Source organism: Nocardioides sp. AX2bis (assembly GCF_902506435.1).
Classification (GTDB): domain Bacteria; phylum Actinomycetota; class Actinomycetes; order Propionibacteriales; family Nocardioidaceae; genus Nocardioides.
In genome coordinates this window covers 2399748-2423884 of the sequence record NZ_LR733215.1, presented here as the reverse complement: position 1 = coordinate 2423884, position 24137 = coordinate 2399748, and the positions used below count along the sequence as shown (strand labels likewise).

The window sequence follows — 24137 nt, the reverse complement described above, 5'->3', positions numbered from 1 at the left end:
ACCGCAGACCCTGACCCAGGAGCACGCATGAGCCAGACCCCCGCCCGCCGCCTCGAGCTGCTGCCCGCCGTGGACATCGCCGACGGGCAGGCCGTCCAGCTCGTCCAGGGCGTGGCCGGCTCGGAGAAGAGGTTCGGCGACCCCGTCGAGGCTGCCCTGCGGTGGCAGCGGGCCGGCGCGGAGTGGATCCACCTCGTCGACCTCGACGCCGCCTTCGGGCGCGGCCACAACCGCGAGTTGCAGGCCCGCATCGTCGGCGAGCTCGACATCAACGTGGAGATGAGCGGCGGGATCCGCGACGACGCCTCGCTCGAGGCGGCGATGGCCGCGGGCTGCCGTCGGGTCAACATCGGCACCGCCGCGCTCGAGCAGCCCGAGTGGTGCGCCCGGGCGATCGCGACGTACGGCGACCGGGTCGCCGTCGGCCTCGACGTGCGCGGCCGGACGCTGGCCGCCCGCGGGTGGACGCGCGAGGGCGGAGACCTCTACGAGGTGCTCGCCCGCCTCGACGGCGAGGGGTGCGCTCGCTACGTCGTCACCGACGTCAACAAGGACGGCATGCTCCAGGGCCCCAACCTCGAGCTGCTGCGCGAGGTCTGCGCCGCCACGGACCGCCCGGTCGTGGCCTCGGGCGGGATCACCGAGCTGGCCGACCTCGAGGCCCTGACGGCCCTCGTCGGCGACGGCGTCGAGGGCGCCATCGTCGGCACCGCGCTGTACGAGGGACGCTTCACCCTCGAGGACGCGCTCGCGCTGACCTGGCCGGACCGGGCAGGCTCGGGCGCATGAGCCTCGCCGTCCGCGTGATCCCGTGCCTCGACGTCGACGGGGGCCGGGTGGTGAAGGGGATCAACTTCCTCGAGCTGCGAGACGCCGGCGACCCCGTCGAGCTGGCCCGTACCTACGACGCGGAGGGTGCCGACGAGCTGACCTTCCTCGACATCTCGGCCTCCCACGAGGGCCGCGCCACGACGATGGAGATCGTCTCGGCCACCGCGGAGCAGGTCTTCATCCCGCTGACCGTCGGCGGTGGGATCTCGTCGGTCGCCGACGTCGACCGGCTGCTGCGCGCGGGTGCCGACAAGATCGCGGTGAACACCGCCGCGATCCACCGCCCGGAGCTGGTCTCCGAGATCGCCGACCGCTACGGCAACCAGGTGCTCGTGCTCTCCGTCGACGCCCGACGGACCACCGACGGCCCGGGCGGGGCGGGCGCCGGCGGGTCGGGCTGGGAGGTGACCACCCACGGCGGACGGCAGTCGGCCGGGCTCGACGCCATCGAGTGGGCGGCGCGTGCCAGCGAGCTCGGGGCGGGGGAGATCCTGCTTAACGCCATGGACGCCGACGGCACCCAGGACGGCTTCGACCTCGACCTGATCGCCGCGGTGCGCCGCGCGGTGACCGTCCCGGTGATCGCCTCCGGCGGCGCGGGCCGGCTGGAGCACTTCGCCCCGGCGGTCGACGCCGGCGCCGATGCGGTGCTCGCGGCCACGGTCTTCCACTTCGGCACCCTGCGGGTCGGCGAGGTCAAGGACTCGCTGGCGGCCGCAGGCCACCCCGTACGCCGCGAGACCGCGAGCGCGCCCCCGGTCTGACGCCTGCCCGACGTGCTGCGGCCGCCCCTCAGAGCCCGAGGTCGGCGGCCCGGAGCGCGGCGACGCTCTCGTCCGGGCCCTCGACCTGCACGTCGCGGACCTGGCTGCGGCCGTAGACGAACAGCAGCAGCTCGCTCGGGCGGCCGGTCAGCACGACCGGTCCGCCGGAGCCGCCGACCAGGGTGGCCGACCCGGCGGCGTCGGCGCGCTCGACGCGGACCGGGACGCCCGCCGGCCGCACCAGCGCGCGACCCGCCACCGTCAGCACCCGCCACAGCACGTCCTCGTCGGCCCGCGGGAGGGCGCGCGGCGCCCAGCGGGCGGAGCCGCGGCGCAGGTCCTCGTGGTGCACGAACATCTCGGCGGTGTTGGCCAGCGCGTCCAGCGGCGCCAGCCCGAACGGCACCGGCCAGGGCGAGCGGACCCGTTCGACCAGGACCGGGAAGTCCGCGCGGCCGGCGCGCCTGGTCGCCCGCTCGGTGAGCCCGGCCAACGGGCCGACGACGATCCCGAGGGCCCCGAGCGGGTGCCGCTCCCGGACGAGCAGGTGGACCACCAGGTCCCGGGCGGTCCACCCGCCGCACAGGGTCGGTGCGTCCGAGCCCACGAGGATGGCGGTGTCGCACAGTGCCCGGCGCTCGCGGCGGGCCAGGGTCGCGGAGGTCCGAAGCAGGGGCATGGCGGAGGTCTACCAGATCCTCACAGCGAGGAGCGCAGCACCGTACGTCCCTGCTCGTCGCGCACGACGACCTCCTGCACGTCCTCGCGCAGCACCCCGGACTGCAGGCTGCAGCTCATCCCCGCCGCGCCGGTGCCGACGAACCGCCCGGCGGGCTGCCACACGCCCCGCTCGTCGCGGAACGCGGCGCGGTAGACCGCGCCCTCGGTGAACCCGGCGCCGTCCATCGCCAGCTCGACCCCCCAGGTGTGCGGGACCAGCCCCGCCTCGTCGACGTCGAGGTCCCCGGCGCCGACCTCCTCCAGGGTGATCGGCTCGTACGGCCCCGGGGCCGCCGCAGGCTCCGGCGGCGCCGTGGTGCGACCCACCACGCCCCCGACGCCCACGCCCACGACGAGGACGGCCGCCGCGGCGACGGCCAGCCGGGTGCGCGTCCGTCCGGGCCGGGCGTGCCGGGCGGCACGCCGCGCCGCGAGGTCGTCGGCCCGGGGTGGCTCGGCGGCCACGGCGGCCCGGATCCGGGCCCCGAGGTCGGCGGGTGGGGACACGGGGGAGGCGAAGGTGGACGGGTCGACGCGGTCCAGCAGCGGCACCACCGAGGCCACCTCGGCCAGCTCCGCGCGGCACTCGGCGCAGCCGTCGAGGTGCGCCCGCACCCGGTCGGTCTCGGCCGCGGTCAGGTGACCGAGCGCCAGCGACCCGAGCATCTCCCGCAACGTCTGGTGCTCCTCCCGCGTGGTCACGGGACCACCCCCATCTCGTCCATGGCCGACCGCAGCGCCTTCAACCCGTAGAACACCCGGCTGCGCAGCGTGCCGACCGGGATGCCGAGCTCGGCCGCCACCTCGTCGTAGGGACGCTCCTCCAGGTGGGTGCGCACGATGGCGACCCGGTGGTGGTCGGAGATCCGCCGCAGGGCCTCCTCGACCAGCCACTGGCCCACGACCTCCTCGGACGGGTCGGCCACGGTGCTCGCGCTCTCCTGCGCGGTCGGCGGGTCGACCAGGCGCTGCTGCCAAGGCCGCGCCTGCGAGGCGCGGGCGTGGTCGATCATCGCGTTGCGGGCGATGCCGAAGAGCCACACCCGCAGCGAGGCCAGGGTGGGGTCGTAGCGGTGCCCCGCCCGCCAGGCCTTGAGGAAGGTCTCCTGGGTCACGTCCTGGGCGGCACCGGGGTCCCCGAGGCCGCGCAGCAGGAACCGGTAGATCTCCGCGCCGTGCAGCAGCCACGCCGCGTGCACGGCCTCCTCGCTGTCGAAGCCGGCCACCACCGCGGTTCCCGGGGCTCCCGGGGCGCCGGCGTCGTGCCGGTCGTCCACCTCGTCCACGTCGGCCTCCGGCCACTCGTCGTGCGCTGCCCGTCGTCCTGGGTACGGAGCCCGCGCCGCCGGCGTTCACCGCCCGCGGCGCGGCGGGGTCCTTCGTGACCTTCGTCACCGGCGGTTCCCCGGATTGGTCGCCGGCAGGTGGTCCGGACCGCCTCCGGACGGACTGCGCCGGCGGTGAACGCGACCGGGACCGGACCCGTATGCACCCGTGTCCACCGAGGGCGCATGGGGCCAGCGGTGGCCGCGGCAGGAGCCGCGGAGCAACGAACCTGCACGACGAGACGGAAGAGAGACCCTCGATGAGCTCACCCCGGAACCGCAAGGTCCACTCGCTGGCAGCGGCGGCGGTGGGGGCTCTCGCCCTCGCCGGCCTGACCGTCCTGCCCGGTACGGCCTCGGCGGCGCCCGCCGCGAGCGCCGCGACCACCACGGCCGCCGCGGCCACGGCGAGCGCCGCGAGCGCCGCGCCCCAGAGCCGCACCACCAGGGTCGTCGGCAACGAGCGCCAGCTGCGCCGCGCGGTCCTCGCCGCCAACCGCACCGAGGGCCGCGACCGGATCCTGCTGTCGCGCTCCATCGGCTTCTCGACCGACCGTCCGACCGAGGGCGGCCCGCTGAAGGGCGACATCGACGTCACCGACAGCCTCGTGCTGCGCGGCGCCGGCAACGAGATCGACGCCAACCAGGTCGACCGCGTCCTCGACGTGGCTGCCGGCGCCGACCTGCACCTGCGCAACGTGACGCTGCGCAACGGCCTCGCGGCCGACACCGAGAGCGGCGGCGCGGTGCGCAGCACGAGCGCGGACGTCACCGTGCGCGGGTCGCGGATCCTCGACAGCACCGCGAGCGGCACGAACGCCTCGGGCGGTGCGATCGTCAACGACCAGGGCACCCTGACCGTCGCCGACTCGGTCCTGCTCCGCAACACCGCCACGCGTGCGGGCGGTGCGATCGAGGCCAACCTCGGCACCACCGACGTCACCGGCACCCGGATGAACGCCAACAGCACCGGCCCGACCCCCGGCAACGGCGGGGCGCTGCACCTGACCGGTGCCGGCGAGGTCAACGTCACCGACTCGCGCGTGAACAACAACACCGCCTCGGCCGAGGGCGGCGGGCTGTGGAACTCCGCGACCGGCGTCTTCACCGTCACCGGCACGACCCTGAGCGGCAACTCGGCGGCCGGCGTCGAGGCGACCAACGGCGGCGGCGCGCTCTACAACGACGGTGGCACGCTGACCGTCCTGGGCTCGCAGCTGACCGGCAACGAGGCGACCGGCACCGCCGGGTCCGGCGGCGGCGTGCTGGCCGTCGGCGCCGGCGACGTCCGCGTCGAGGACTCGGTGCTGTCCGGCAACACCGCGGTCCGCGCGGGCGGCGGCATCGAGGTCGCCGACGGGATCGTCGAGGTGTGGACCTCGGACCTGGTCGGCAACAGCACCGGTCCGACGCCCGGCAACGGCGGGGCGCTGCACGCGACGGCGGCCACGACCGACGTCCGCGTCGTGGACTCGACCATCAGCGACAACACCGCCACCTCCGAGGGCGGCGGGCTGTGGAACAGCGCCGGGACGATGGAGGTGCGCAACTCCACCCTCACCGGCAACGTCGCCCAGGGCGCCGAGGCCACCAACGGTGGCGGCGCGCTGTTCAACAACACCGGTGCCCTCACCGTCAACGACTCGACCATCACGGGCAACAGCGCCACCGGCGCCGCGGGCTCCGGCGGCGGGGTCTTCAACGAGCTCGGCACCCTGACCGTCAACGGCGGCGAGATCTCCGGCAACGACGCCGTGCGCGCCGGCGGCGGGATCGAGGCCAACGCCGGGGACACCACCGTCACCGGCACCGCCCTGGACGGCAACAGCACCGGCGCCACCCCGGGCAACGGCGGTGCCTTCCACCTCACCGGTGCCGGCACGGTCCTGGTCGAGGACGCCACCGTGACCGGCAACACCGCGGCCAACGAGGGCGGCGGCCTGTGGAACTCCGCCACGGGCGTCTTCACGGTCCGCGGCACCACGGTCACCGGCAACACCGCCAGCGGCGCCGAGGCCAACGCGGGCGGCGGTGGCCTCTACAACGACGGCGGCCGGCTGACCGTCGAGGACTCCACCGTCGACGACAACACCGCCGACGGGGCCGCCGGCTCCGGTGGTGGCGTGCTCAACGTCAACGGCGTCCTGACGATGTCCGGCACCACGCTCGACGGCAACAGCGCCGTCCGGGCCGGTGGCGGCATCGAGACCAACGTCGGTCAGGTCACCCTGACGGATGTCGACACCACGAACAACGACACCGGCGCCAACCCGGGCAACGGTGGCGGCCTGCACGTCACCGGCGGGGCCACCGTGCTCTGGACCGGCGGCAGCGTGACCGGCAACACCGCAGCGGCGCAGGGTGGTGGCCTCTGGAACAGCGAGACCGGCAGCATCACCGCCACCGGCCTCACCGTCGAGGGCAACACCGCACCGGAGGGTCCGCAGTTCTACAACGTCGGCGGCCCGTTCCTGCTCAACGGGCAGCCCGTTCCCCCGAGCTGAGCAGGACCCCCCAGCTGAGTCGGAACCCCCCCGACCGACACAGGCCCACGCCCCCGGCGACCGCGAGGTCGTCGGGGGCGTGTGCGCGTCCGGGCCCCGTACGCCGGGGTGTCGGTGCCCCGACGTAGGTTGACGAGCGTGAGCACGACTGCCCCGGAGGGACGCGGATCGACCACCGCGGGCCTGAAGGTGGTCGGGGTGGCGATCCGTCGCGAGCCCTGGATCTTCACCCTCTCCACCCTCGGCAGCGTGCTGTTCGGGGCGTTGACCGTCGCCGACGCCTGGGTGCTCGGCTGGGCCACCGACGAGGTCGTGCTGCCGGCCTTCCGCACCGGTGAGACCGACACCTCGATGCTGTGGGCGGTGCTGGCGCTCTTCGTCGGCGTGGCGATCCTGCGCGCCGTCGGCATCGTCGCCCGGCGGCTCGGCGCTGGGATCATGCAGTACCGGATGCAGGCCTCGACGCGCCGCGCGGTCACCCGGCAGTACCTCCGGCTCCCGCTCGAGTGGCACCAGCGGCACCCCACCGGCCAGCTGCTGTCCAACGCCAACGCCGACGTGGAGGCCGCCTGGTCCCCGATCGCGCCGCTGCCGATGGCCGTGGGCACGCTGGCCATGATGGCGATCGCCGTCGTGCAGATGCTGCTGGCCGACCTGGTGCTCGCCGTCGTCGGCATCCTGGTCTTCCCCGCCGTGCTGCTCGTCAACGTCGTCTACCAGCGCCGCGCCCAGGGCTGGGCCACCCAGGCGCAGCGGCTGCGCGCCGAGCTCTCCGAGGTCGCCCACGAGTCCTTCGACGGCGCCATGGTCGTCAAGACCCTGGGCCGCGAGGGCGAGGAGACGGCCCGGTTCGAGGCCAAGGCCGTCGAGCTCAGGGAGACCAACATCCGCGTCGGCCGGATCCGGGCCGGCTTCGACCCGGTCCTGGCGGCGCTGCCCAGCCTCGGGGTCCTGGTGGTGCTGGTCGTCGGGGTCTCCCGGGTGCTGTCGGGGGCCACGGCGGCCGGCGACGTCGTGACCGTGGCCTACCTGCTGACCATCGTGTCGTTCCCGATCCGCTCCCTGGGCTGGGTGCTGGGGGAGTTCCCCCGCAGCGTCGTCGGCTACGAGCGGGTGCGGGCCGTGCTGGACGCCACCGGCGAGATGTCCTACGGCGACGCGGTCGTCCCGGCCTCCGCCGAGGGTGCCGGCGTGCGGCTCGAGGTCGACGGCCTGGTCCACCACCACCAGGCCGACCGGCCGCTGCTGCGCGGGGTCGAGTTCACCGTCGAGCCCGGCCGCTCGGTGGCGCTGGTCGGCGCCACCGCGTCCGGCAAGAGCACCCTGACCGGGCTGCTCACCCGCCTCGTCGACCCGCGCGCGGGCACCGTCCGCGTCGACGGCGTCGACCTGCGCGACCTCGCCCCGGGCGAGCTGGCGCGCACCGTCGCCGTCGTGCCGCAGTCGGCCTTCCTCTTCGACGACACCGTGCGCGGCAACGTCACGCTCGGCCTCGACGTCGACGACGACGCCGTCTGGGCCGCGCTGCGCACCGCCCAGGCCGACGGCTTCGTCGCCGCGCTGCCCGACGCGCTCGACGCCCGCCTCGGGGAGCGCGGCACCAGCCTGTCGGGCGGGCAGCGGCAGCGGATCTCCTTGGCCCGCGCCCTGGTGCGCCGCCCGCGGCTGCTCGTCCTCGACGACGCCACCTCCGCGGTCGACCCCGAGGTCGAGGCCCGGATCCTCGGCGCCCTGCGCGACGGCACCGCCCCCGGTGGCGGCGCGGAGGGCACCACCCTGGTCGTCGTCGCCTACCGCAAGGCGACCATCGCCCTGGCCGACGAGGTGCTGCACCTGGACGACGGGGTGGTGGCCGACCGCGGTCCGCACGCCGCGCTGCTGCGCCGGTCCCCGTCGTACGCCGCCCTGGTCAACGCCTACGAGGACGACCGCGCCGAGCCCGTCGCGCAGGGGGTGGGTGCCCCGTGAGCGTGATGGTCAGCGGCGAGGAGATGCGCCCGATGGAGACCATCCGGCGGGGGCTGCACCACTCGCCTGAGCTGAAGGACGGCCTGCGCGGCACCTTCGCGCTGGCGGTGCTGGCCTCGGCCGGCCAGGTCGTCGTCCCGATCGCGGTCCAGCAGACCCTCGACCGCGGCCTCGGCGCCCCCGGCGGCGTCGACGTCGCCTACACCACGCTGATGGCGGTGCTCGCCGGCCTCGCCGTGGTGCTGACCGGCTGGGCGTCCTACGCGATGACCCGACGCCTGTTCACCACCTCCGAGCGCGGCCTGACCACGCTGCGGGTCAAGGCGTTCCGCCACGTGCACGACCTCCCGCTGCTGACCCAGGACACCGAGCGCCGCGGCGCCCTGGTCTCGCGGGTGACCAGCGACGTCGACCAGGTCAGCCAGTTCCTCGTCTTCGGCGGGCTCCTCTTCGTGGTCAGCATCGGCCAGGTCCTGCTGGCCACGATCGTGATGGCGTTCTACTCCTGGCCGCTGGCGATCGTGGTCTGGGTCTGCTTCGCGCCGCTGTTCCTGTCCCTGCGCTACTTCCAGCGCCGGCTGTCGCTGGCCTACGGCGTCGTGCGCCGCCAGGTCGGCGTGCTGCTGTCGGCCGTCTCCGAGCCGGTCGTGGGCGCCGAGGTCGTCCGGGCCTACGCCGTCCAGGAGCGCACCCAGGCCCGCATCGACGAGGCCATCGCCACCCACCAGGCCGCCAGCGTCCGGGCGCAGGGCTTCACCGCCTTCTCGTTCTCCCTCGGCGGTCTCTCGGCCGGGCTGGCCAACGCCGGCGTCATCGTCGTCGGGATCTGGCTCGGCCTGGCGGGCGACCTCACCGCCGGCCGCGTGCTCGCCTTCGCCTTCCTGGTCTCGCTCTTCGTCGGCCCGGTCCAGATGGGCACCCAGATCGTCACCGACGCGCAGCTGGCGATCGCCGGCTGGCGACGCGTGATCGGCATCCTGGACACCCCCGCCGACCTCGTCGACCCCGGCCCCGACGGGGTCGACCTGCCGCGCGGACCGATCGAGGTCCGCCTCGACGGCGTCACCTTCGCCTACCCCGGGGGGCCGCCCGTGCTCCGCGACGTCGACCTGGCGATCACCGCCGGCAGCCGGGTCGCGGTCGTCGGGGAGACCGGCTCGGGCAAGTCGACCATCGCCAAGCTGGTCACCCGGCTGATGGACCCCACCCACGGCCGGGTCCTGCTCGACGGGGTCGACCTGCGCCAGGTGGCCCCCCGCTCGTTGCGCAGCGGCGTGGTGCTGGTCCCGCAGGAGGGGTTCCTCTTCGACGACACCCTGGCCGCCAACGTCCGCTACGGCCGGCTCGACGCCACCGACGAGGAGATCCTCGCCAGCGCCCGGGAGCTCGGCCTCGGCGACTGGCTGGCCACCCTGCCGCTCGGGCTGGAGACGCGCGTGGGCCAGCGCGGCGAGGCGATGTCGGCGGGGGAGCGGCAGCTGGTCGCCCTGCTGCGCGCCCACCTGGCCGACCCCGACCTGCTGGTCCTCGACGAGGCCACCAGCGCGGTCGACCCCGCGCTGGAGATGCGGATCGGACGTGCGCTCGACCGGCTGATGTCCGGGCGCACCTCGATCACCATCGCCCACCGGCTCTCCACGGCCGAGAACGCCGACGAGGTGGTCGTCGTCGACGCCGGCCGGGTGGTCCAGCGCGGCCCGCACGCCGCCCTCGTCGCGCAGCCCGGCACGCCGTACGCCCGGCTGCACGCGTCCTGGACCGCCCAGCACGGCGCCTGAGGTCACCCACCCCCCGGTGGCCATACTGGAGACGTGACCTCCTCCCTCGACGCCGGCGTCGCGGCCCGGCTCAAGCGCACCGGCCCGGACTCGCTCGGCCTGCTCCCCGCGGTGGTCCAGCAGCACGACACCGGCGAGGTGCTGATGCTGGGCTGGATGGACGAGGAGGCGCTGCACCGGACGCTGACGACCGGCCGGGCGACCTACTGGAGCCGGTCCCGGCGGGAGTACTGGGTCAAGGGCGACACCTCCGGGCACGTGCAGCACGTCCGGGAGGTCCGGCTCGACTGCGACGGCGACACGCTGCTGCTGCGGGTGGACCAGGTCGGTGCGGCCTGCCACACCGGCGACCACACGTGCTTCGACGCCGACGTCCTCCCGCTCGGCCCGGACCCGGTGACGGCGTGACCCGCACCGGGGCCGGCGGGGGTCGGGGCCCGCGCCGGACCTTCGGGCCGGTCATCCTGCTCGGGCTGGCCGGCGCCGGCCTGGCCGCGTTCGGCGGGAGCCGGGCGTGGGCGGCGGCCGACGACGCCGCCCCTCCGCAGGCCGTCGACGCGCTCGGCTCGTCCGCCGTGGCCGCCGGCAGCGGCGAGGTCCCGCTGGCCGGCGCGCTGGCGCTGGTCGCCCTGGCCTGCTGGGGCGTGCTGTTGGTCACCCGCGGCCGGGTGCGGCGGCTCCTGGCGCTGCTCGCCGCGGCGGCCGCGGCCGGCGTGGTCGCCACCGTCGTCGTCGGTGCGCAGGGCGTGCGCCAGGACGTCCGTGACGCGGTGGCCGTGCTGGGTCAGGGGGAGCCCTCGGTGGGGTTCACCGTCTCGCTGTGGCTGACCGGCCTCGGAGCGGTGGCGGCGCTGGTCGCGGCGGTCCTGGCCGTGCGCTGGGCGCCGTCCTGGCCCGAGATGGGACGCCGGTACGACGCCCCCGGCGCCGCTCCCGCGGCGCCCGAGCCGGGCAGCGAGGCGAGCAACCTGGAGCTCTGGAAGTCGCTCGACCAGGGCCGCGACCCGACGACCTGAGGTGACCGCCTCCCCCCTAGGATGGGGACTCCGGCGAGACCCCATCACCAAGGAGCCTTGATGTCTGACGAGAGCCACGGCAACACCCCGGCCGCATGGACGGCCGTCGTGCTCGGCCTGGTCGGTTTCGTCGTCGGCGGCGTGGGTCTGATGTTCTCGCCGATCAACATGACGGTGTTCTGGATCGGCGTGGCCATCGCGCTCGTCGCCCTGGTCCTGTACTTCGTCCTCGACAAGGTGCTCAACCGCAGCAGCCACTGACGCACAGCGCTCCACGACCCGGAGGTCCCGCCCGACATGACCGTCCTCGACGACATCGTCGCCGGCGTCCGGCTCGACCTGGCCCGGCGTGAGGCCGACGTCCCGCTGCGGGAGGTCGAGGCCGCCGCGGCCGACGCCCCCGCCCCGCGGGACCCGATGCCGCACCTGCGCGCGGCCGGGTCGAGCGTGATCGCCGAGGTCAAGCGGCGCAGTCCCAGCAAGGGCGACCTCGCCGACATCCCCGACCCCGCCGCCCTGGCCGTCGAGTACGCCGCCGGAGGGGCCGCCGCGATCAGCGTCCTCACCGAGGAGCGCCGCTTCGGGGGGAGCCTGGCCGACCTGCGGGCCGTCCGGGCCGCGGTGGACACGCCGCTGCTGCGCAAGGACTTCATCGTCACCGACTACCAGCTGGTCGAGGCCCGCGCCGCCGGCGCCGACCTGGCCCTGCTGATCGTGGCCGCGCTCGACGACGACACCCTGCGCCGCCTCCACGACCGCGCCCGCGGCCTGGGCCTGACCGTCCTGGTCGAGGTCCACGACGAGGCCGAGGCCGAGCGGGCCCTGGCCCTCGACGCCGAGCTGCTCGGGGTCAACGCGCGCAACCTGAAGACCCTCGACGTCGACCCCGACGCCTTCGGGCGGCTGGTCGCCCAGCTGCCTGCCGACCGTGTGCTGGTCGCCGAGTCCGGCGTCACCGGGCCCACCGACGTCCAGCGCTACACCGACCAGGGCGCCCGCGCCGTGCTCGTGGGCGAGGCCCTCGTCCGCGGCGGCGCCCCCCAGGAGGCCGTCGCCGCGATGACCGGCCTCCGCCCCGCCCGCACAGGAGCCGACGCATGACCACGACCGAGAACCCGACCACCTCCACGACCCCCGGCACCCCCGCCGGGGCCGTCCCGCCCGGCGCCGTGCCGTCCGGGGCCACGTCTTGGGACGCCGACGGTCTCGGCTGGTTCGGCGGGTCCGAGACCGGCTGGGGCGGGCGCTTCATGCCCGAGGCCCTGGTCGCGGCGCTCGACGAGCTCGACGAGGCCCGTCGCGAGGCGATGGCCGACCCGGCGTTCGTCGCCGAGTTCCAGGCCGTCCTGCGCGACTACGCCGGGATGCCCAGCCCCCTCTACGAGGCCGAGCGCCTGTCCGCCATGGTCGGCTGCCGCGTGCTGCTCAAGCGCGAGGACCTCAACCACACCGGCGCCCACAAGATCCGCAACGTGATCGGCCAGGCGATGCTGACCAGGCGGATGGGCAAGAAGCGCGTCATCGCCGAGACCGGCGCCGGTCAGCACGGCGTGGCCAGCGCCACCGCGGCGGCCTACTTCGGGCTCGACTGCACCGTCTACATGGGGGCGGTCGACACCCGCCGCCAGGCCCTGAACGTGGCCCGGATGCACCTGCTCGGCGCCTCGGTCGTGCCGGTCGAGTCCGGCAGCGGCACCCTCAAGGACGCCATCAACGAGGCCATGCGCGACTGGGTCGCCAGCGTCGACCACACCGCGTACCTCTTCGGCACCGCCGCCGGGCCGCACCCGTTCCCCACCATGGTCCGCGACTTCACCCGCGGCATCGGTGACGAGGCCCGCGCGCAGTGCCTCGAGCGGTACGGCGTGCTGCCCGACGCGATCGCGGCCTGCGTCGGCGGCGGCTCCAACGCGATCGGCCTGTTCACCGCGTTCCTCGACGACGAGGACGTCGCGATCTACGGCTTCGAGCCCGGCGGCGAGGGCGTCGACACCCCCCGCCACGCCGCCACGATCCACGCCGGTGCCCGCGGGGTGCTGCACGGCGCCCGCACCTACGTCCTGCAGGACGACGACGGCCAGACCATCGAGTCCCACTCGATCTCGGCCGGGCTGGACTACCCCGGGGTGGGGCCGCAGCACGCGCACCTCTCGGCCATCGGCCGCGCCACCTACGTGCCGGTCACCGACGCCGAGGCGATGGACGCCATGGCCCTGCTCAGCCGCACCGAGGGCATCATCCCCGCGATCGAGACCGCGCACGCCGTGGCCGGCGCCCTGCGGGTCGCCGAGCGGCTGGCCGTCGAGAAGGGCCCGGAGGCCACCGTGCTGATCAACCTTTCGGGGCGCGGCGACAAGGACATGGGCACCGCCATCGAGTACTTCGGCCTCGGCGACCCCGACCGGGTCACCGAGGAGCCGGTGGGTCGCACGGACGCCGGCGGCGGGGTCGACGTGACCCAGGGTGAGGGCAGCGGCGCGGGGGAGCAGCTGTGAGCGCCACGACCACGACCGGTGTCGCGACCGCCTTCGCCACCGCCCGCACCGAGGGGCGCTCGGCCCTGGTCGGCTACCTGCCGGCCGGCTTCCCCGACGTGTCCGGCGGGATCGAGGCGCTGCAGGTGATGGTCGACGCCGGCTGCGACGTCATCGAGGTCGGGCTGCCGTACTCCGACCCGGTCATGGACGGCCCCACCATCCAGGCCGCCGCCCAGGTGGCGCTCGAGCAGGGCACCCGCACCACCGACGTCCTGCGCACCGTCGAGGCGGTCGCGGCGACCGGGGTCCCGACCGTGGTGATGACCTACTGGAACCCCGTCGAGCGCTACGGCGTCGACCGGTTCGCCCAGCACCTCGCCGACGCCGGGGGAGCGGGCCTGATCACGCCCGACCTCACGCCCGACTTCGCCCCCGAGTGGATCGCCGCGGCCGACGCGCGCGGCCTCGACAAGATCTTCCTGGTCGCACCGTCCTCCACCGACGACCGGATCGCGATGACCACGGCCGCCTGCCGGGGGTTCGTGTACGCGACCGCGGTGATGGGCGTGACCGGCGCCCGCACCACCACCAGCGACCTCGCCGGTCCGCTCGTGGCCCGCACCCGCGCGGTCAGCGACCTGCCCGTGGGCGTCGGCCTCGGCGTCGGCAACGGCGACCAGGCCGCGTCGGTGGCGGCCTACGCCGACGGCGTCATCGTCGGCTCCGCCTTCGTGCGGACCCTGCTCGACCACGCCGACGACCGCCGCGCGGGCCTCGCCGCGCTGCGCGCGCTGACCGAGGACCTCGCGGACGGGGTGCGTCGTGGCTGAGCGCAGGACGCCGGTCGGGCGCGCCCGACGCACCACCCTGGCCGGGGCCCTGGCGTCGCTGGCGCTGGTCGTCTCGGCCTGCGGGGGCCCGGCCTCCGGCGACGACGCCTTCGCCGGCACGGTGCTCGACAACCCGTACCAGGTGGACCCGACCCCGCTGACGGCCACCGACGGCAGCAGCTTCTCGCTGGTCGACGACACCGACGCCCGCCTGACGCTGGTCTTCTTCGGCTACACCCAGTGCCCCGACATCTGCGGGGTGGTGATGGCCCAGCTGGCCTCGGCGGTGCAGCAGCTCGACGCCGAGGACCGCGACGACGTCCAGATGGTCTACGTCACCACCGACCCCGCCCGCGACAACGAGGGCGTGATCCGCAGCTACCTCGACCGGCTCGACCCCTCCTTCGAGGGCCTGACCGGCGACCTCGGCACCATCGAGCAGGTCGCGTCCTCCATGGCGGTCGGCTTCACCGAGGAGGACCGCCTGCCCAGCGGTGGCTACGAGGTCACCCACTCCACGCAGGTGCTCGGCATCGACGTCGCCGACGAGGTCCCCGTGCTGTGGACCCAGGAGACCACCGCGACCGAGTACGCCGCCGACATCCACACCCTGCTGACCAGCTAGGGACCGCCTCCCGGCCCCGGCCGGACCCGCCCGACCAGGAGTCCGCGTGAGCCTCACCCTGCTGGCCATCCCCAGCCCCTCCCAGGGGACCTGGTACCTCGGCCCGCTGCCGCTGCGCGGCTACGCCCTGTGCATCATCCTCGGCATCGTCGCCGCGATCTGGATCGCCGAGCGCCGCTGGGTGGCCCGCGGCGGCCGCGCCGGGGAGATCTCCGACCTCGCCGTCTGGGCGGTCCCCTTCGGCCTGGTCGGTGGCCGGCTCTACCACGTCATCACCGACTCCGGCCGCTACTTCGGCGAGGGCGGCGACCCGTGGGCCGCGCTCTACGTCTGGCAGGGCGGCCTCGGCATCTGGGGTGCCATCTCCCTCGGCGCCGTCGGGGTCGTCATCGGTGCCCGCCGGCGCGGCATCCGGCTGCTGCCGGTGCTCGACGCGATGGCCCCCGGTGTCCTGGTCGCCCAGGCCATCGGCCGCTGGGGCAACTGGTTCAACCAGGAGCTGTACGGCGGCCCCACCACGCTGCCCTGGGGCCTGGAGATCGATCCCTCGTACTGGCCCTCCGGCGCCGCCGAGACCCTCGGGCTGACGCCCGCGACGCTGTTCCACCCGACCTTCCTCTACGAGTTCCTCTGGAACCTCGCCGCCTTCGCCGTGGTGGTGTGGGCCGACCGCCGGTTCCGGCTCGGCCACGGCCGCGTGCTGGCCCTCTACGTCATCACCTACACCCTGGGCCGGGCCTGGATCGAGAACCTGCGTATCGACGACGTCGAGCTGAACGACGTCCTCGGCCTGCGGCTCAACGTGTGGACCTCGCTGGTGCTGCTGGTCGCCGCCACGGCGTACTTCGTGTGGGCCGGCCGACGCCACCCCGGGCGCGAGGAGTCGGTCTACGACACCGGGCGCGGGCCGGAGCACGACGAGCCCGAGGACCCCGCCGCACCGCCCGCGGAGAAGGCCGGGAAGCCGACCTCGGAGCCCACCGACGACGGGTCCGGTCCCGACAGGCGTCGCCGCCACCGGGGGTCGTGAAACCCGGTGGTAATCTTCTGGCCATAGCCGCGTGGGCCAAGGTCGTCCCGTGCGTCCCGGCCCTCAGCGGCCGACGTCATGAGGACTCGCACGACGACGGGAGTCATTCCGGTGACCTACTCGCACGCCTTCCCGCCGCCCCAGGGGCTCTACGACCCGACCCGGGAGCACGACGCCTGCGGTGTGGCCTTCGTGGCCACGCTGACCGGTGAGGCCAGCCACGACATCGTGGCCAAGGCCCTCACCGCGCTCCGCAACCTCGACCACCGCGGCGCCGCCGGTGCCGAGCCGAACTCCGGCGACGGCGCGGGCATCCTGATGCAGGTGCCCGACGCGTTCCTGCGCGAGGAGGCGACGCGGCTGGGCTTCGAGCTGCCGCCGGCCTCGGCGTACGCCGTGGGCACCGCCTTCCTGCCCGGCGACGAGGAGCAGGTGGCGACCACCGCGGCCCGTATCGAGGAGCTCGCCGCCGAGGAGGGGCTCGCCGTCCTCGGCTGGCGCGACGTGCCGATCGACCCCCAGATCCTCGGCAGCACCGCGCGTGGGGTCATGCCGACCTTCCGCCAGGTTTTTCTGGCCGGCGCCGGCACCCGCGTGACCGGGATGGCGCTCGAGCGGCTCGCCTTCGTGCTGCGCAAGCGCGCCGAGCACGAGACGGACGTCTACTTCCCCTCGCTGTCGGCGCGCACCCTGGCCTACAAGGGGATGCTCACCACCGACCAGCTGGACAACTTCTACCCCGACCTGGTCGACGAGCGCGTCGCCTCGGCCCTGGCCGTCGTGCACTCGCGCTTCTCCACCAACACCTTCCCGTCGTGGCCGCTGTCGCACCCCTTCCGGTTCATCGCCCACAACGGCGAGATCAACACCGTGATGGGCAACCGCAACTGGATGCGCGCCCGGGAGGCGCTGCTGCGCTCCGAGCTCATCCCCGGCGAGCTGGACCGGATCTTCCCGATCTGCACGCCCGGCGCCTCCGACTCCGCCTCGTTCGACGAGGTCCTCGAGCTGCTTCACATGGGTGGGCGCTCGCTGCCGCACTCGGTGCTGATGATGATCCCCGAGGCGTGGGAGAACCACGCCGAGATGTCGCAGGACCAGCGGGACTTCTACGAGTTCCACTCCACGATGATGGAGCCCTGGGACGGCCCGGCCTGCGTCGTCTTCACCGACGGCACCCAGATCGGCGCCACCCTCGACCGCAACGGCCTGCGCCCCTCGCGCTACTGGGTCACCGACGACGGCCTGGTCGTGCTGGCCTCGGAGGTCGGCGTGCTCGACCTCGACCCCGCCAGCATCGTGCGCAAGGGCCGCCTCCAGCCGGGCCGGATGTTCCTCGTCGACACCGACGAGCACCGGATCATCGAGGACGAGGAGATCAAGCACGGTCTGGCCGCCGAGCACCCGTACGGCGAGTGGCTCCACGCCGGTCTGGTCCACCTCAAGGACGTCCCCGAGCGCGAGCACATCGTGCACACCCACGCCTCGGTGACCCGGCGCCAGCAGGTCTTCGGCTACACCGAGGAGCAGCTGCGCGTGCTGCTGACCCCGATGGCCAACACCGGCGCCGAGCCGATCGGCTCGATGGGCACCGACACCCCGGTCGCGGCGATCTCGGCCAAGCCGCGGCTGGTCTTCGACTACTTCAGCCAGCTCTTCGCCCAGGTCACGAACCCGCCCCTGGACGCCATCCGCGAGGAGCTCGTCACCTCGCTGAACGGCTCCATCGGCCCCGAGTCGAACCTCCTCGAGCCGCAGGCGGCCTCCTGCCGCCAGGTCGTGTTGCCGTTCCCGGTGGTCGACAACGACGAGCTCGCCAAGATCCGCCACATCAACCGCGACGGCGACATGCCCGGCTTCACCACCCACGTCTCGCGCGGGCTCTACCCCGTCGAGGGCGGCGGTGAGGCGATGGCTGCCCGGATCGAGGAGATCTGCGCCGAGGTCAGCGCGGCGATCGCGGAGGGCGCGCGCGTGCTCGTGCTGTCGGACCGCCACTCCACCGCCGAGATGGCCCCGATCCCGTCGCTGCTGCTCACCGCCGCCGTGCACCACCACCTGGTCCGCGAGAAGACCCGCACCCAGGTCGGCATGGTCGTCGAGGCCGGCGACGTGCGCGAGGTGCACCACGTCGCGCTCCTGGTCGGCTACGGCGCCGCGGCGGTCAACCCGTACCTGGCGATGGAGTCCGTCGAGGACCTCGCCCGCGAGGGCTACTACGTGCAGGCCGACCCCGAGACCGCGGTGAAGAACCTGGTCAAGGCGCTCGGCAAGGGCGTGCTGAAGGTGATGTCCAAGATGGGCGTCTCCACCGTGGCCTCCTACACCGGCGCGCAGATCTTCGAGGCGCTCGGTCTCTCCCAGGAGGTCGTCGACCGGTACTTCACCGGCACCACCTCCAAGCTCGGCGGCATCGGCCTCGACACCATCGCCGACGAGGTCGCGGCCCGGCACGCCTCGGCGTACCCCCGCGGCGGGATCGCCCCGGCGCACCGCGAGCTCGAGATCGGCGGCGAGTACCAGTGGCGCCGCGAGGGCGAGCCGCACCTGTTCGACCCCGAGACGGTCTTCCGCCTGCAGCACGCCACCCGCACCGGGCGCTACGACGTGTTCAAGCAGTACACCGCCCGCGTCGACGAGCAGTCCGAGCGGCTGATGACGCTGCGTGGCCTGTTCCGCTTCAAGGACGCCGGGGCCACCGGTCGGGCGGCCGTGCCGCTCGACGAGGTCGAGCCCGTCGAGGCCATCGTCAAGCGCTTCTCCACCGGCGCCATGTCGTACGGCTCGATCAGCGGCGAGGCGCACGAGACGCTGGCGATCGCGATGAACCGCCTCGGCGGCAAGTCCAACACCGGTGAGGGCGGCGAGGACGCCGAGCGCCTCTACGACCCCGAGCGCCGCAGCTCGATCAAGCAGGTCGCCTCGGGCCGGTTCGGGGTGACCTCGGAGTACCTCACCAACGCCGACGACATCCAGATCAAGATGGCGCAGGGCGCCAAGCCCGGCGAGGGCGGCCAGCTGCCCGGCAACAAGGTCTACCCGTGGATCGCCAAGACCCGGTACTCCACCCCGGGCGTCGGCCTGATCAGCCCGCCGCCGCACCACGACATCTACTCGATCGAGGACCTCGCCCAGCTCATCCACGACCTGAAGAACGCCAACCCCTCGGCCCGGGTGCACGTGAAGCTCGTCGCCGAGGTCGGGGTCGGCACGGTCGCGGCGGGCGTCTCGAAGGCGCACGCCGACGTGGTGCTGGTCTCCGGCCACGACGGCGGCACGGGCGCGGCGCCGCTGACCTCGCTCAAGCACGCCGGCGGTCCGTGGGAGCTCGGCCTCGCCGAGACCCAGCAGACCCTGCTGCTCAACGGCCTGCGCGACCGGATCGTGGTGCAGGCCGACGGCCAGCTCAAGACCGGCCGCGACGTCGTCGTCGCCGCCCTGCTCGGCGCCGAGGAGTACGGCTTCGCCACCGCACCGCTGGTGGTCTCGGGCTGCATCCTGATGCGGGTCTGCCACCTCGACACCTGCCCGGTGGGTGTCGCCACGCAGAACCCCGTGCTGCGCGAGCGCTTCTCCGGCAAGGCCGAGTACATCGTCAACTTCTTCACCTACATCGCCGAGGAGGTCCGCGAGCTGCTCGCCGAGCTCGGGTTCCGCACCCTCGACGAGGCCGTCGGCCAGGTCGGCTCGCTCGACGTCGACGACGCGGTGCGCCACTGGAAGGCGGCCGGTCTGGACCTGACGCCGGTGCTCCACGACCCGGGCCTGGGCCACTTCGAGGATCAGGACCGGCGCTGCACCCAGCAGCAGGACCACGGCCTGGACCGCTCGCTGGACGTCACCGAGCTGCTCCCGCTGGCGCAGGACGCCCTCGAGCGGGGCGAGCCGGTGCGCGCCCAGGTCTCGATCCGCAACGTGCACCGCACGGTCGGCACGATCCTGGGCCACGAGGTCACCAAGAAGTACGGCGGCGAGGGCCTGCCCGCGGGCACCATCGACCTCACCTTCACCGGCTCGGCCGGCCAGTCGTTCGGTGCGTTCGTGCCCTCGGGCATGACCCTGCGCCTGGAGGGCGACGCCAACGACTACGTCGGCAAGGGCCTCTCCGGAGGCCGGATCGCGGTGCGCCCCGAGCGCTCGGCGGTCTTCGAGGCGAGCGAGCAGATCATCGCCGGCAACGTGATCGGCTACGGCGCCACGTCGGGCGAGATCTTCGTCCGCGGCGGCGTGGGGGAGCGCTTCTGCGTGCGGAACTCCGGCGCGTGGGCGGTCACCGAGGGCGTCGGCGACCACGCCTGCGAGTACATGACCGGCGGCCGCGTGGCCGTGCTCGGCCCGACCGGGCGCAACGTCGCCGCCGGCATGTCCGGCGGTGTGGCCTGGGTCCTCGACCTCGCCGAGCACCGGGTCAACAAGGAGCTCGTCGAGCTCGGCCCGGTGACCGAGGAGGCGGCCGAGGAGCTCGCCTGGCTCGTGCGCACCCACCACGAGGAGACCGGGTCGACGGTGGCCGAGGAGCTGCTGGCCGACTGGGAGACCTCGCTGACCCGCTTCACCGAGATCATGCCGCGCGACTACCGGATCGTGCTCGAGGCCAAGGCGAAGGCCGAGGCCGACGGGCTCGACGAGAAGGAGACGGCGAACAAGATGATGGAGGCACTCCATGGCTGACCCGCGGGGATTCCTGAAGCACGGCCGTGAGGGCGCCGAGCGTCGACCGGTCGAGGAGCGCGTCCACGACTGGAACGAGGTCTACCCCGACGGGGTCGGCCGCGCGCTGCTGCCGATCATCAGCCCCCAGGCCGGGCGCTGCATGGACTGCGGCATCCCGTTCTGCCACCAGGGCTGCCCGCTGGGCAACCTCATCCCGGAGTGGAACGACCTGGTCTGGCGCGACGACTGGGCCGGGGCCATCGAGCGGCTGCACGCCACGAACAACTTCCCCGAGTTCACCGGCCGCCTCTGCCCGGCGCCGTGCGAGACCTCCTGCGTCCTCGGCATCAACCAGGACCCGGTGACGATCAAGAACGTCGAGGTCTCGATCATCGACCGGGCGTGGGAGTCCAACCTGGTGCGCCCGCAGCCGCCGGAGTGGCTCTCGGGCCGCACCGTCGCGGTCGTCGGGTCCGGGCCTGCGGGCCTGGCCGCCGCGCAGCAGCTGACGCGCGCCGGCCACACCGTGGTCGTCTTCGAGCGCGCCGACCAGGTCGGCGGGCTGCTGCGCTACGGCATCCCCGAGTTCAAGATGGAGAAGAAGCACCTCGACCGGCGCCTGGACCAGATGCGCCGCGAGGGCACCGTCTTTCGGACCGGTGTCGAGGTCGGCCGCGACCTCACGGCCGAGAGCCTGCGCGACCGCTTCGACGCCGTGGTCCTGGCGATGGGCTCGACGGTCCCGCGCGACCTGCAGACCGAGGGCCGCGAGCTCGACGGCCTGCACCAGGCGATGGACTTCCTGCCGCAGGCCAACCGCGCCGCGCTCGGCCACCCCGTGCTGGACCAGGTCAGCGCCGAGGGTCTCGACGTGGTCATCATCGGTGGCGGCGACACCGGCGCGGACTGCCTCGGCACCTCCACCCGCCAGGGCGCCGCCTCGATCACGCAGCTGGAGATCATGCCGGAGCCGCCCGGCTCGCGGCCCGCGGGACAGCCGTGGCCGACCTACCCGATGACCTTCAAGGTCTCCTCGGCGCACGAGGAGGCCGGCGACCGGGTCTTCGGGGTCAACACCAAGGCGTTCCTCGGCGACGAGGACGGCCGGGTCCGCGCGCTGCTGCTGGTCGACGTCGAGTTCAAGGACGGGCGCCCCCAGGAGATCGAGGGCACCGAGCGCGAGCTCCCGGCCCAGCTGGTCCTCTTCGCGATGGGCTTCACCGGCCCGGAGAAGCCCGGTCTGGTGGAGTCGCTCGAGGTCGAGCTCGACGAGCGCGGCAACGTCGCGCGCGACGACACGTACGCCTCCTCGGTGCCCGGCGTCTTCGTGGCCGGCGACGCCGGCCGCGGCCAGTCCCTCATCGTGTGGGCCATCGCCGAGGGTCGGGCCGCCGCCGCGGCCGTCGACACGCACCTGACCGGCTCGACCACGCTGCCGGCGCCGATCAAGCCCACGGAGCGTCCCCTGACCGTCTGACCCGGACGTCAGGCCGCCGAGGGTGTTGGAACGTTCAAACGCGCTATGCTCAGCAGTGTGCGGAGAGCCAAGATCGTGTGCACCCTGGGTCCGGCGACGAGCAGCGAGCGGAGGATACGTGAGCTGGTCTACGCCGGGATGGACGTCGCCCGGCTGAACATGAGCCACGGCACCCACGCCGACCACCAGGAGGCCTACCGCCACGTGCGGGCGGCCTCCGACGCCAGCGGCCACGGCGTGGCCATCCTGGCCGACCTGCAGGGCCCCAAGATCCGGCTCGGCAAGATCGCCGACGGCCCGGTCGTGCTGCGCCGCGGGCAGCAGTGGACCATCACCACCCGCGACGTCCCGGGCGACGCCGAGGTGGCCTCGACGACGTACGCCGGTCTGCCCGGCGACGTGGCCGAGGGCGACCCGATCCTGGTCGACGACGGCAAGGTGCGGCTGCGGGTGACCTCGGTCGAGGGCCAGGACGTGCACTGCGACGTGCTGACCGGCGGCCCGGTGAGCAACCACAAGGGGATCAACCTGCCCGGGGTCGCCGTCTCCGTCCCGGCACTGTCCGAGAAGGACATCGAGGACCTGCGCTTCGCGCTGCACCTCGGCGTCGACTTCATCGCCCTGTCGTTCGTCCGCGACGGTAAGGACGTCGACGACGTGCGCACGGTGATGGAGGAGGAGGGTGTCTGGCTGCCCGTCATCGCCAAGATCGAGAAGCCCCAGGCCATCGAGAACCTCGACGACATCGTCGCGGCCTTCGACGGGTTCATGGTCGCGCGTGGCGACCTGGGGGTGGAGTGCCCCCTCGAGGACGTGCCGTTCCTGCAGAAGCAGGTCATCGAGAAGGCCCGGATCAACGCCAAGCCGGTGATCGTGGCCACGCAGATGCTCGAGTCGATGATCACCAGCCCCTCGCCCACGCGCGCCGAGGCCAGCGACGTGGCCAACGCCGTGCTCGACGGCGCCGACGCGGTGATGCTGTCCGGCGAGACCAGCGTGGGGGAGCACCCCGTGCACGTCGTGGAGACGATGGCGCGGATCGTGTCGGCCACCGAGCGGCGCGCCCACGAGACGGTCGGGCTCAGCGGCATCCGCGAGGTCGCCTGGGACCCCCACACCCGCGGCGGCGTGATCGCCAAGGCGGCCGAGGAGGTCGCCCAGCGGGTGGGAGCCAGGTTCGTGGTCGCCTTCACCCAGAGCGGCGACTCCGCACGCCGCTTCTCGCGGCTCCGCAGCAGCATGCCGCTGCTGGCCTTCACCCCCGAGGGCCGGGTGCGCTCGCAGCTGGCGCTGAGCTGGGGCACCGAGACGTTCAAGACCACCGAGGTGCACCACACCGACGAGATGGTCCGCCAGGTCGACGAGCAGCTGCTGCGCATCGGCCGCGTCGAGGAGGGCGACCTGGTCGTCATCGTCGCGGGCAGCCCGCCGGGCATCCCCGGCTCGACGAACGCGCTGCGCATCCACCGGATGGGCGACGCGATCAACGAGCTGGCGCCGGGCTACCGCCGCCAGGACTGACCCCTCGCGTGCCGGGAGGCGCCGGGGTCACCAGTCGGCGACCTCGTCCGGGTCGTCGACGCGGCAGGGCTGGTCGTGCGGCTTGACCAGGAGCGGCTGAGGGTGCTCGGTGACGGTCACCCCACGGTCGGTCCGGGTGCCGACGGAGGTGCCGGTGAGGTGGCCGAGCGTCGTCGGGTCCGAGAGGCGCAGCGCGACGAGAAGCGCCTGCTCGCCGTCGCGCGGCCGCAGCCTCAGGTCGTCCAGCGGGCGTCTGTCCTCCCACCGTGCGAGCCCGTCGACCAGCCCGGCGTCCTTGCGCGGCGGGTAGTCCAGGACGACGCCCTGGGTCCCGGGCGTCCCGGCGAACGGCACGGCCACGGCGTCGACGACCTCGAGGTTGAGGCCGTCGACCAGCGCGACGTCGGCGAGGCCCAGCCCGCCGTCCGGTGCGCGCACCGACCAGACCTGCAGCAGCAGCTCGCCCTCGGGGTCGGCGACCACGCACCGGGCACGCTCCACCTCGCGGTCGCCGCCACTGCTGTCGCCCCCGCCCTGCCCGGTGCCGGGGGAGCAGGCCGCGCCGACGCAGGCCAGCGCCAGGAGCGCGGCCAGGTGGCGGGATCGGGACGGGCGCAC

20 protein-coding genes are annotated in these 24137 nt (G+C 73.9%); 16 read left to right on the top strand and 4 right to left on the bottom strand.

What is annotated here, in order from left to right; genetic code table 11:
- Positions 1-27 precede the first annotated feature (27 nt).
- Positions 28-789, top strand: a complete 762-nt coding sequence (gene priA / locus GV155_RS11590) for a bifunctional 1-(5-phosphoribosyl)-5-((5-phosphoribosylamino)methylideneamino)imidazole-4-carboxamide isomerase/phosphoribosylanthranilate isomerase PriA (protein ID WP_160008085.1) — start codon at positions 28-30, stop codon at positions 787-789.
- The gene (gene hisF / locus GV155_RS11585) at positions 786-1595 is read left to right on the top strand and encodes an imidazole glycerol phosphate synthase subunit HisF (protein WP_160008083.1); all 810 of its coding nucleotides are present in this window, start codon (positions 786-788) and stop codon (positions 1593-1595) included. Before priA ends, hisF begins: the two co-directional genes overlap by 4 nt.
- Before the next feature lie 28 nt (positions 1596-1623).
- Here hisF and GV155_RS11580 read toward each other — a convergent pair whose 3' ends face one another.
- Genes GV155_RS11580 through GV155_RS11570 form a run of 3 tightly spaced genes read right to left on the bottom strand, consistent with a single transcriptional unit; the run spans position 1624 to position 3601 of the window.
- Positions 1624-2274, bottom strand: coding sequence for a TIGR03085 family metal-binding protein (locus tag GV155_RS11580; RefSeq protein ID WP_201300150.1), 651 nt, complete (start codon positions 2272-2274; stop codon positions 1624-1626).
- 20 nt (positions 2275-2294) lie between these two features.
- Positions 2295-3017 carry an anti-sigma factor family protein gene (locus tag GV155_RS11575; RefSeq protein ID WP_201300149.1) on the bottom strand — a complete coding sequence of 241 codons (723 nt, stop codon included), beginning with the start codon at positions 3015-3017 and terminating at the stop codon, positions 2295-2297.
- Positions 3014-3601 carry an RNA polymerase sigma factor gene (locus GV155_RS11570; protein ID WP_236554273.1) on the bottom strand — a complete coding sequence of 196 codons (588 nt, stop codon included), beginning with the start codon at positions 3599-3601 and terminating at the stop codon, positions 3014-3016. The genes GV155_RS11575 and GV155_RS11570 overlap by 4 nt, the downstream gene beginning before the upstream one ends.
- 299 nt (positions 3602-3900) lie before the next feature.
- Between GV155_RS11570 and GV155_RS11565 the strand changes: the two genes are divergently transcribed.
- From GV155_RS11565 to pyk, 14 genes are all read left to right on the top strand, one after another.
- On the top strand, positions 3901-6144 hold the full coding sequence (locus GV155_RS11565) for a beta strand repeat-containing protein (RefSeq protein WP_160008081.1): 2244 nt from the start codon (positions 3901-3903) through the stop codon (positions 6142-6144).
- A gap of 138 nt (positions 6145-6282) precedes the next feature.
- Complete coding sequence (locus GV155_RS11560) at positions 6283-8112, top strand: ABC transporter ATP-binding protein (RefSeq protein ID WP_160008079.1); 1830 nt, start codon at positions 6283-6285, stop codon at positions 8110-8112.
- Between the two features lie 5 nt (positions 8113-8117).
- Positions 8118-9890, top strand: a complete 1773-nt coding sequence (locus GV155_RS11555) for an ABC transporter ATP-binding protein (RefSeq protein ID WP_160011229.1) — start codon at positions 8118-8120, stop codon at positions 9888-9890.
- 33 nt (positions 9891-9923) lie between these two features.
- Complete coding sequence (gene hisI / locus GV155_RS11550) at positions 9924-10298, top strand: phosphoribosyl-AMP cyclohydrolase (protein WP_160008077.1); 375 nt, start codon at positions 9924-9926, stop codon at positions 10296-10298.
- Positions 10295-10906: a Trp biosynthesis-associated membrane protein gene (locus GV155_RS11545; RefSeq protein WP_160008075.1), complete on the top strand. Its 612-nt coding sequence runs from the start codon at positions 10295-10297 to the stop codon at positions 10904-10906. Before hisI ends, GV155_RS11545 begins: the two co-directional genes overlap by 4 nt.
- 60 nt (positions 10907-10966) lie before the next feature.
- The gene (locus GV155_RS11540) at positions 10967-11167 is read left to right on the top strand and encodes an HGxxPAAW family protein (protein ID WP_160008073.1); all 201 of its coding nucleotides are present in this window, start codon (positions 10967-10969) and stop codon (positions 11165-11167) included.
- Positions 11168-11203: 36 nt separating this feature from the next.
- Entirely contained in the window at positions 11204-12007 is an 804-nt protein-coding gene (gene trpC / locus GV155_RS11535; protein WP_160008071.1) for an indole-3-glycerol phosphate synthase TrpC, read from the top strand.
- Positions 12004-13401 carry a tryptophan synthase subunit beta gene (gene trpB / locus GV155_RS11530; protein ID WP_160008069.1) on the top strand — a complete coding sequence of 466 codons (1398 nt, stop codon included), beginning with the start codon at positions 12004-12006 and terminating at the stop codon, positions 13399-13401. The genes trpC and trpB overlap by 4 nt, the downstream gene beginning before the upstream one ends.
- Positions 13398-14213 carry a tryptophan synthase subunit alpha gene (gene trpA, locus GV155_RS11525; protein ID WP_160008067.1) on the top strand — a complete coding sequence of 272 codons (816 nt, stop codon included), beginning with the start codon at positions 13398-13400 and terminating at the stop codon, positions 14211-14213. Before trpB ends, trpA begins: the two co-directional genes overlap by 4 nt.
- Entirely contained in the window at positions 14206-14838 is a 633-nt protein-coding gene (locus tag GV155_RS11520; RefSeq protein ID WP_160008065.1) for an SCO family protein, read from the top strand. The genes trpA and GV155_RS11520 overlap by 8 nt, the downstream gene beginning before the upstream one ends.
- 46 nt (positions 14839-14884) lie before the next feature.
- A complete protein-coding gene (gene lgt, locus GV155_RS11515; RefSeq protein ID WP_160008063.1) occupies positions 14885-15868 on the top strand; it encodes a prolipoprotein diacylglyceryl transferase in 984 nt (327 codons plus the stop codon).
- Between the two features lie 111 nt (positions 15869-15979).
- A complete protein-coding gene (gltB, locus tag GV155_RS11510) occupies positions 15980-20539 on the top strand; it encodes a glutamate synthase large subunit (RefSeq protein ID WP_236554272.1) in 4560 nt (1519 codons plus the stop codon).
- Positions 20532-21998, top strand: coding sequence for a glutamate synthase subunit beta (locus GV155_RS11505; RefSeq protein WP_160008059.1), 1467 nt, complete (start codon positions 20532-20534; stop codon positions 21996-21998). The genes gltB and GV155_RS11505 overlap by 8 nt, the downstream gene beginning before the upstream one ends.
- A 57-nt stretch (positions 21999-22055) precedes the next feature.
- Positions 22056-23519 (top strand): pyruvate kinase, encoded by a 1464-nt coding sequence (pyk, locus tag GV155_RS11500; protein WP_160008057.1) that lies wholly within the window; start codon positions 22056-22058, stop codon positions 23517-23519.
- A 27-nt stretch (positions 23520-23546) separates the two neighbouring features.
- Here pyk and GV155_RS11495 read toward each other — a convergent pair whose 3' ends face one another.
- The gene (locus tag GV155_RS11495) at positions 23547-24137 is read right to left on the bottom strand and encodes a hypothetical protein (protein ID WP_160008055.1); all 591 of its coding nucleotides are present in this window, start codon (positions 24135-24137) and stop codon (positions 23547-23549) included.

Coding starts and splice junctions, on each gene's coding strand:
- GV155_RS11540 (WP_160008073.1), top strand. CDS start 10,967: ATGTCTGACGAGAGCCACGGCAACACCCCGGCCGCATGGACGGCCGTC.
- GV155_RS11505 (WP_160008059.1), top strand. CDS start 20,532: ATGGCTGACCCGCGGGGATTCCTGAAGCACGGCCGTGAGGGCGCCGAG.
- GV155_RS11565 (WP_160008081.1), top strand. CDS start 3,901: ATGAGCTCACCCCGGAACCGCAAGGTCCACTCGCTGGCAGCGGCGGCG.
- GV155_RS11580 (WP_201300150.1), bottom strand. CDS start 2,274: ATGCCCCTGCTTCGGACCTCCGCGACCCTGGCCCGCCGCGAGCGCCGG.
- hisF (WP_160008083.1), top strand. CDS start 786: ATGAGCCTCGCCGTCCGCGTGATCCCGTGCCTCGACGTCGACGGGGGC.
- trpC (WP_160008071.1), top strand. CDS start 11,204: ATGACCGTCCTCGACGACATCGTCGCCGGCGTCCGGCTCGACCTGGCC.
- trpB (WP_160008069.1), top strand. CDS start 12,004: ATGACCACGACCGAGAACCCGACCACCTCCACGACCCCCGGCACCCCC.
- priA (WP_160008085.1), top strand. CDS start 28: ATGAGCCAGACCCCCGCCCGCCGCCTCGAGCTGCTGCCCGCCGTGGAC.
- GV155_RS11555 (WP_160011229.1), top strand. CDS start 8,118: ATGGTCAGCGGCGAGGAGATGCGCCCGATGGAGACCATCCGGCGGGGG.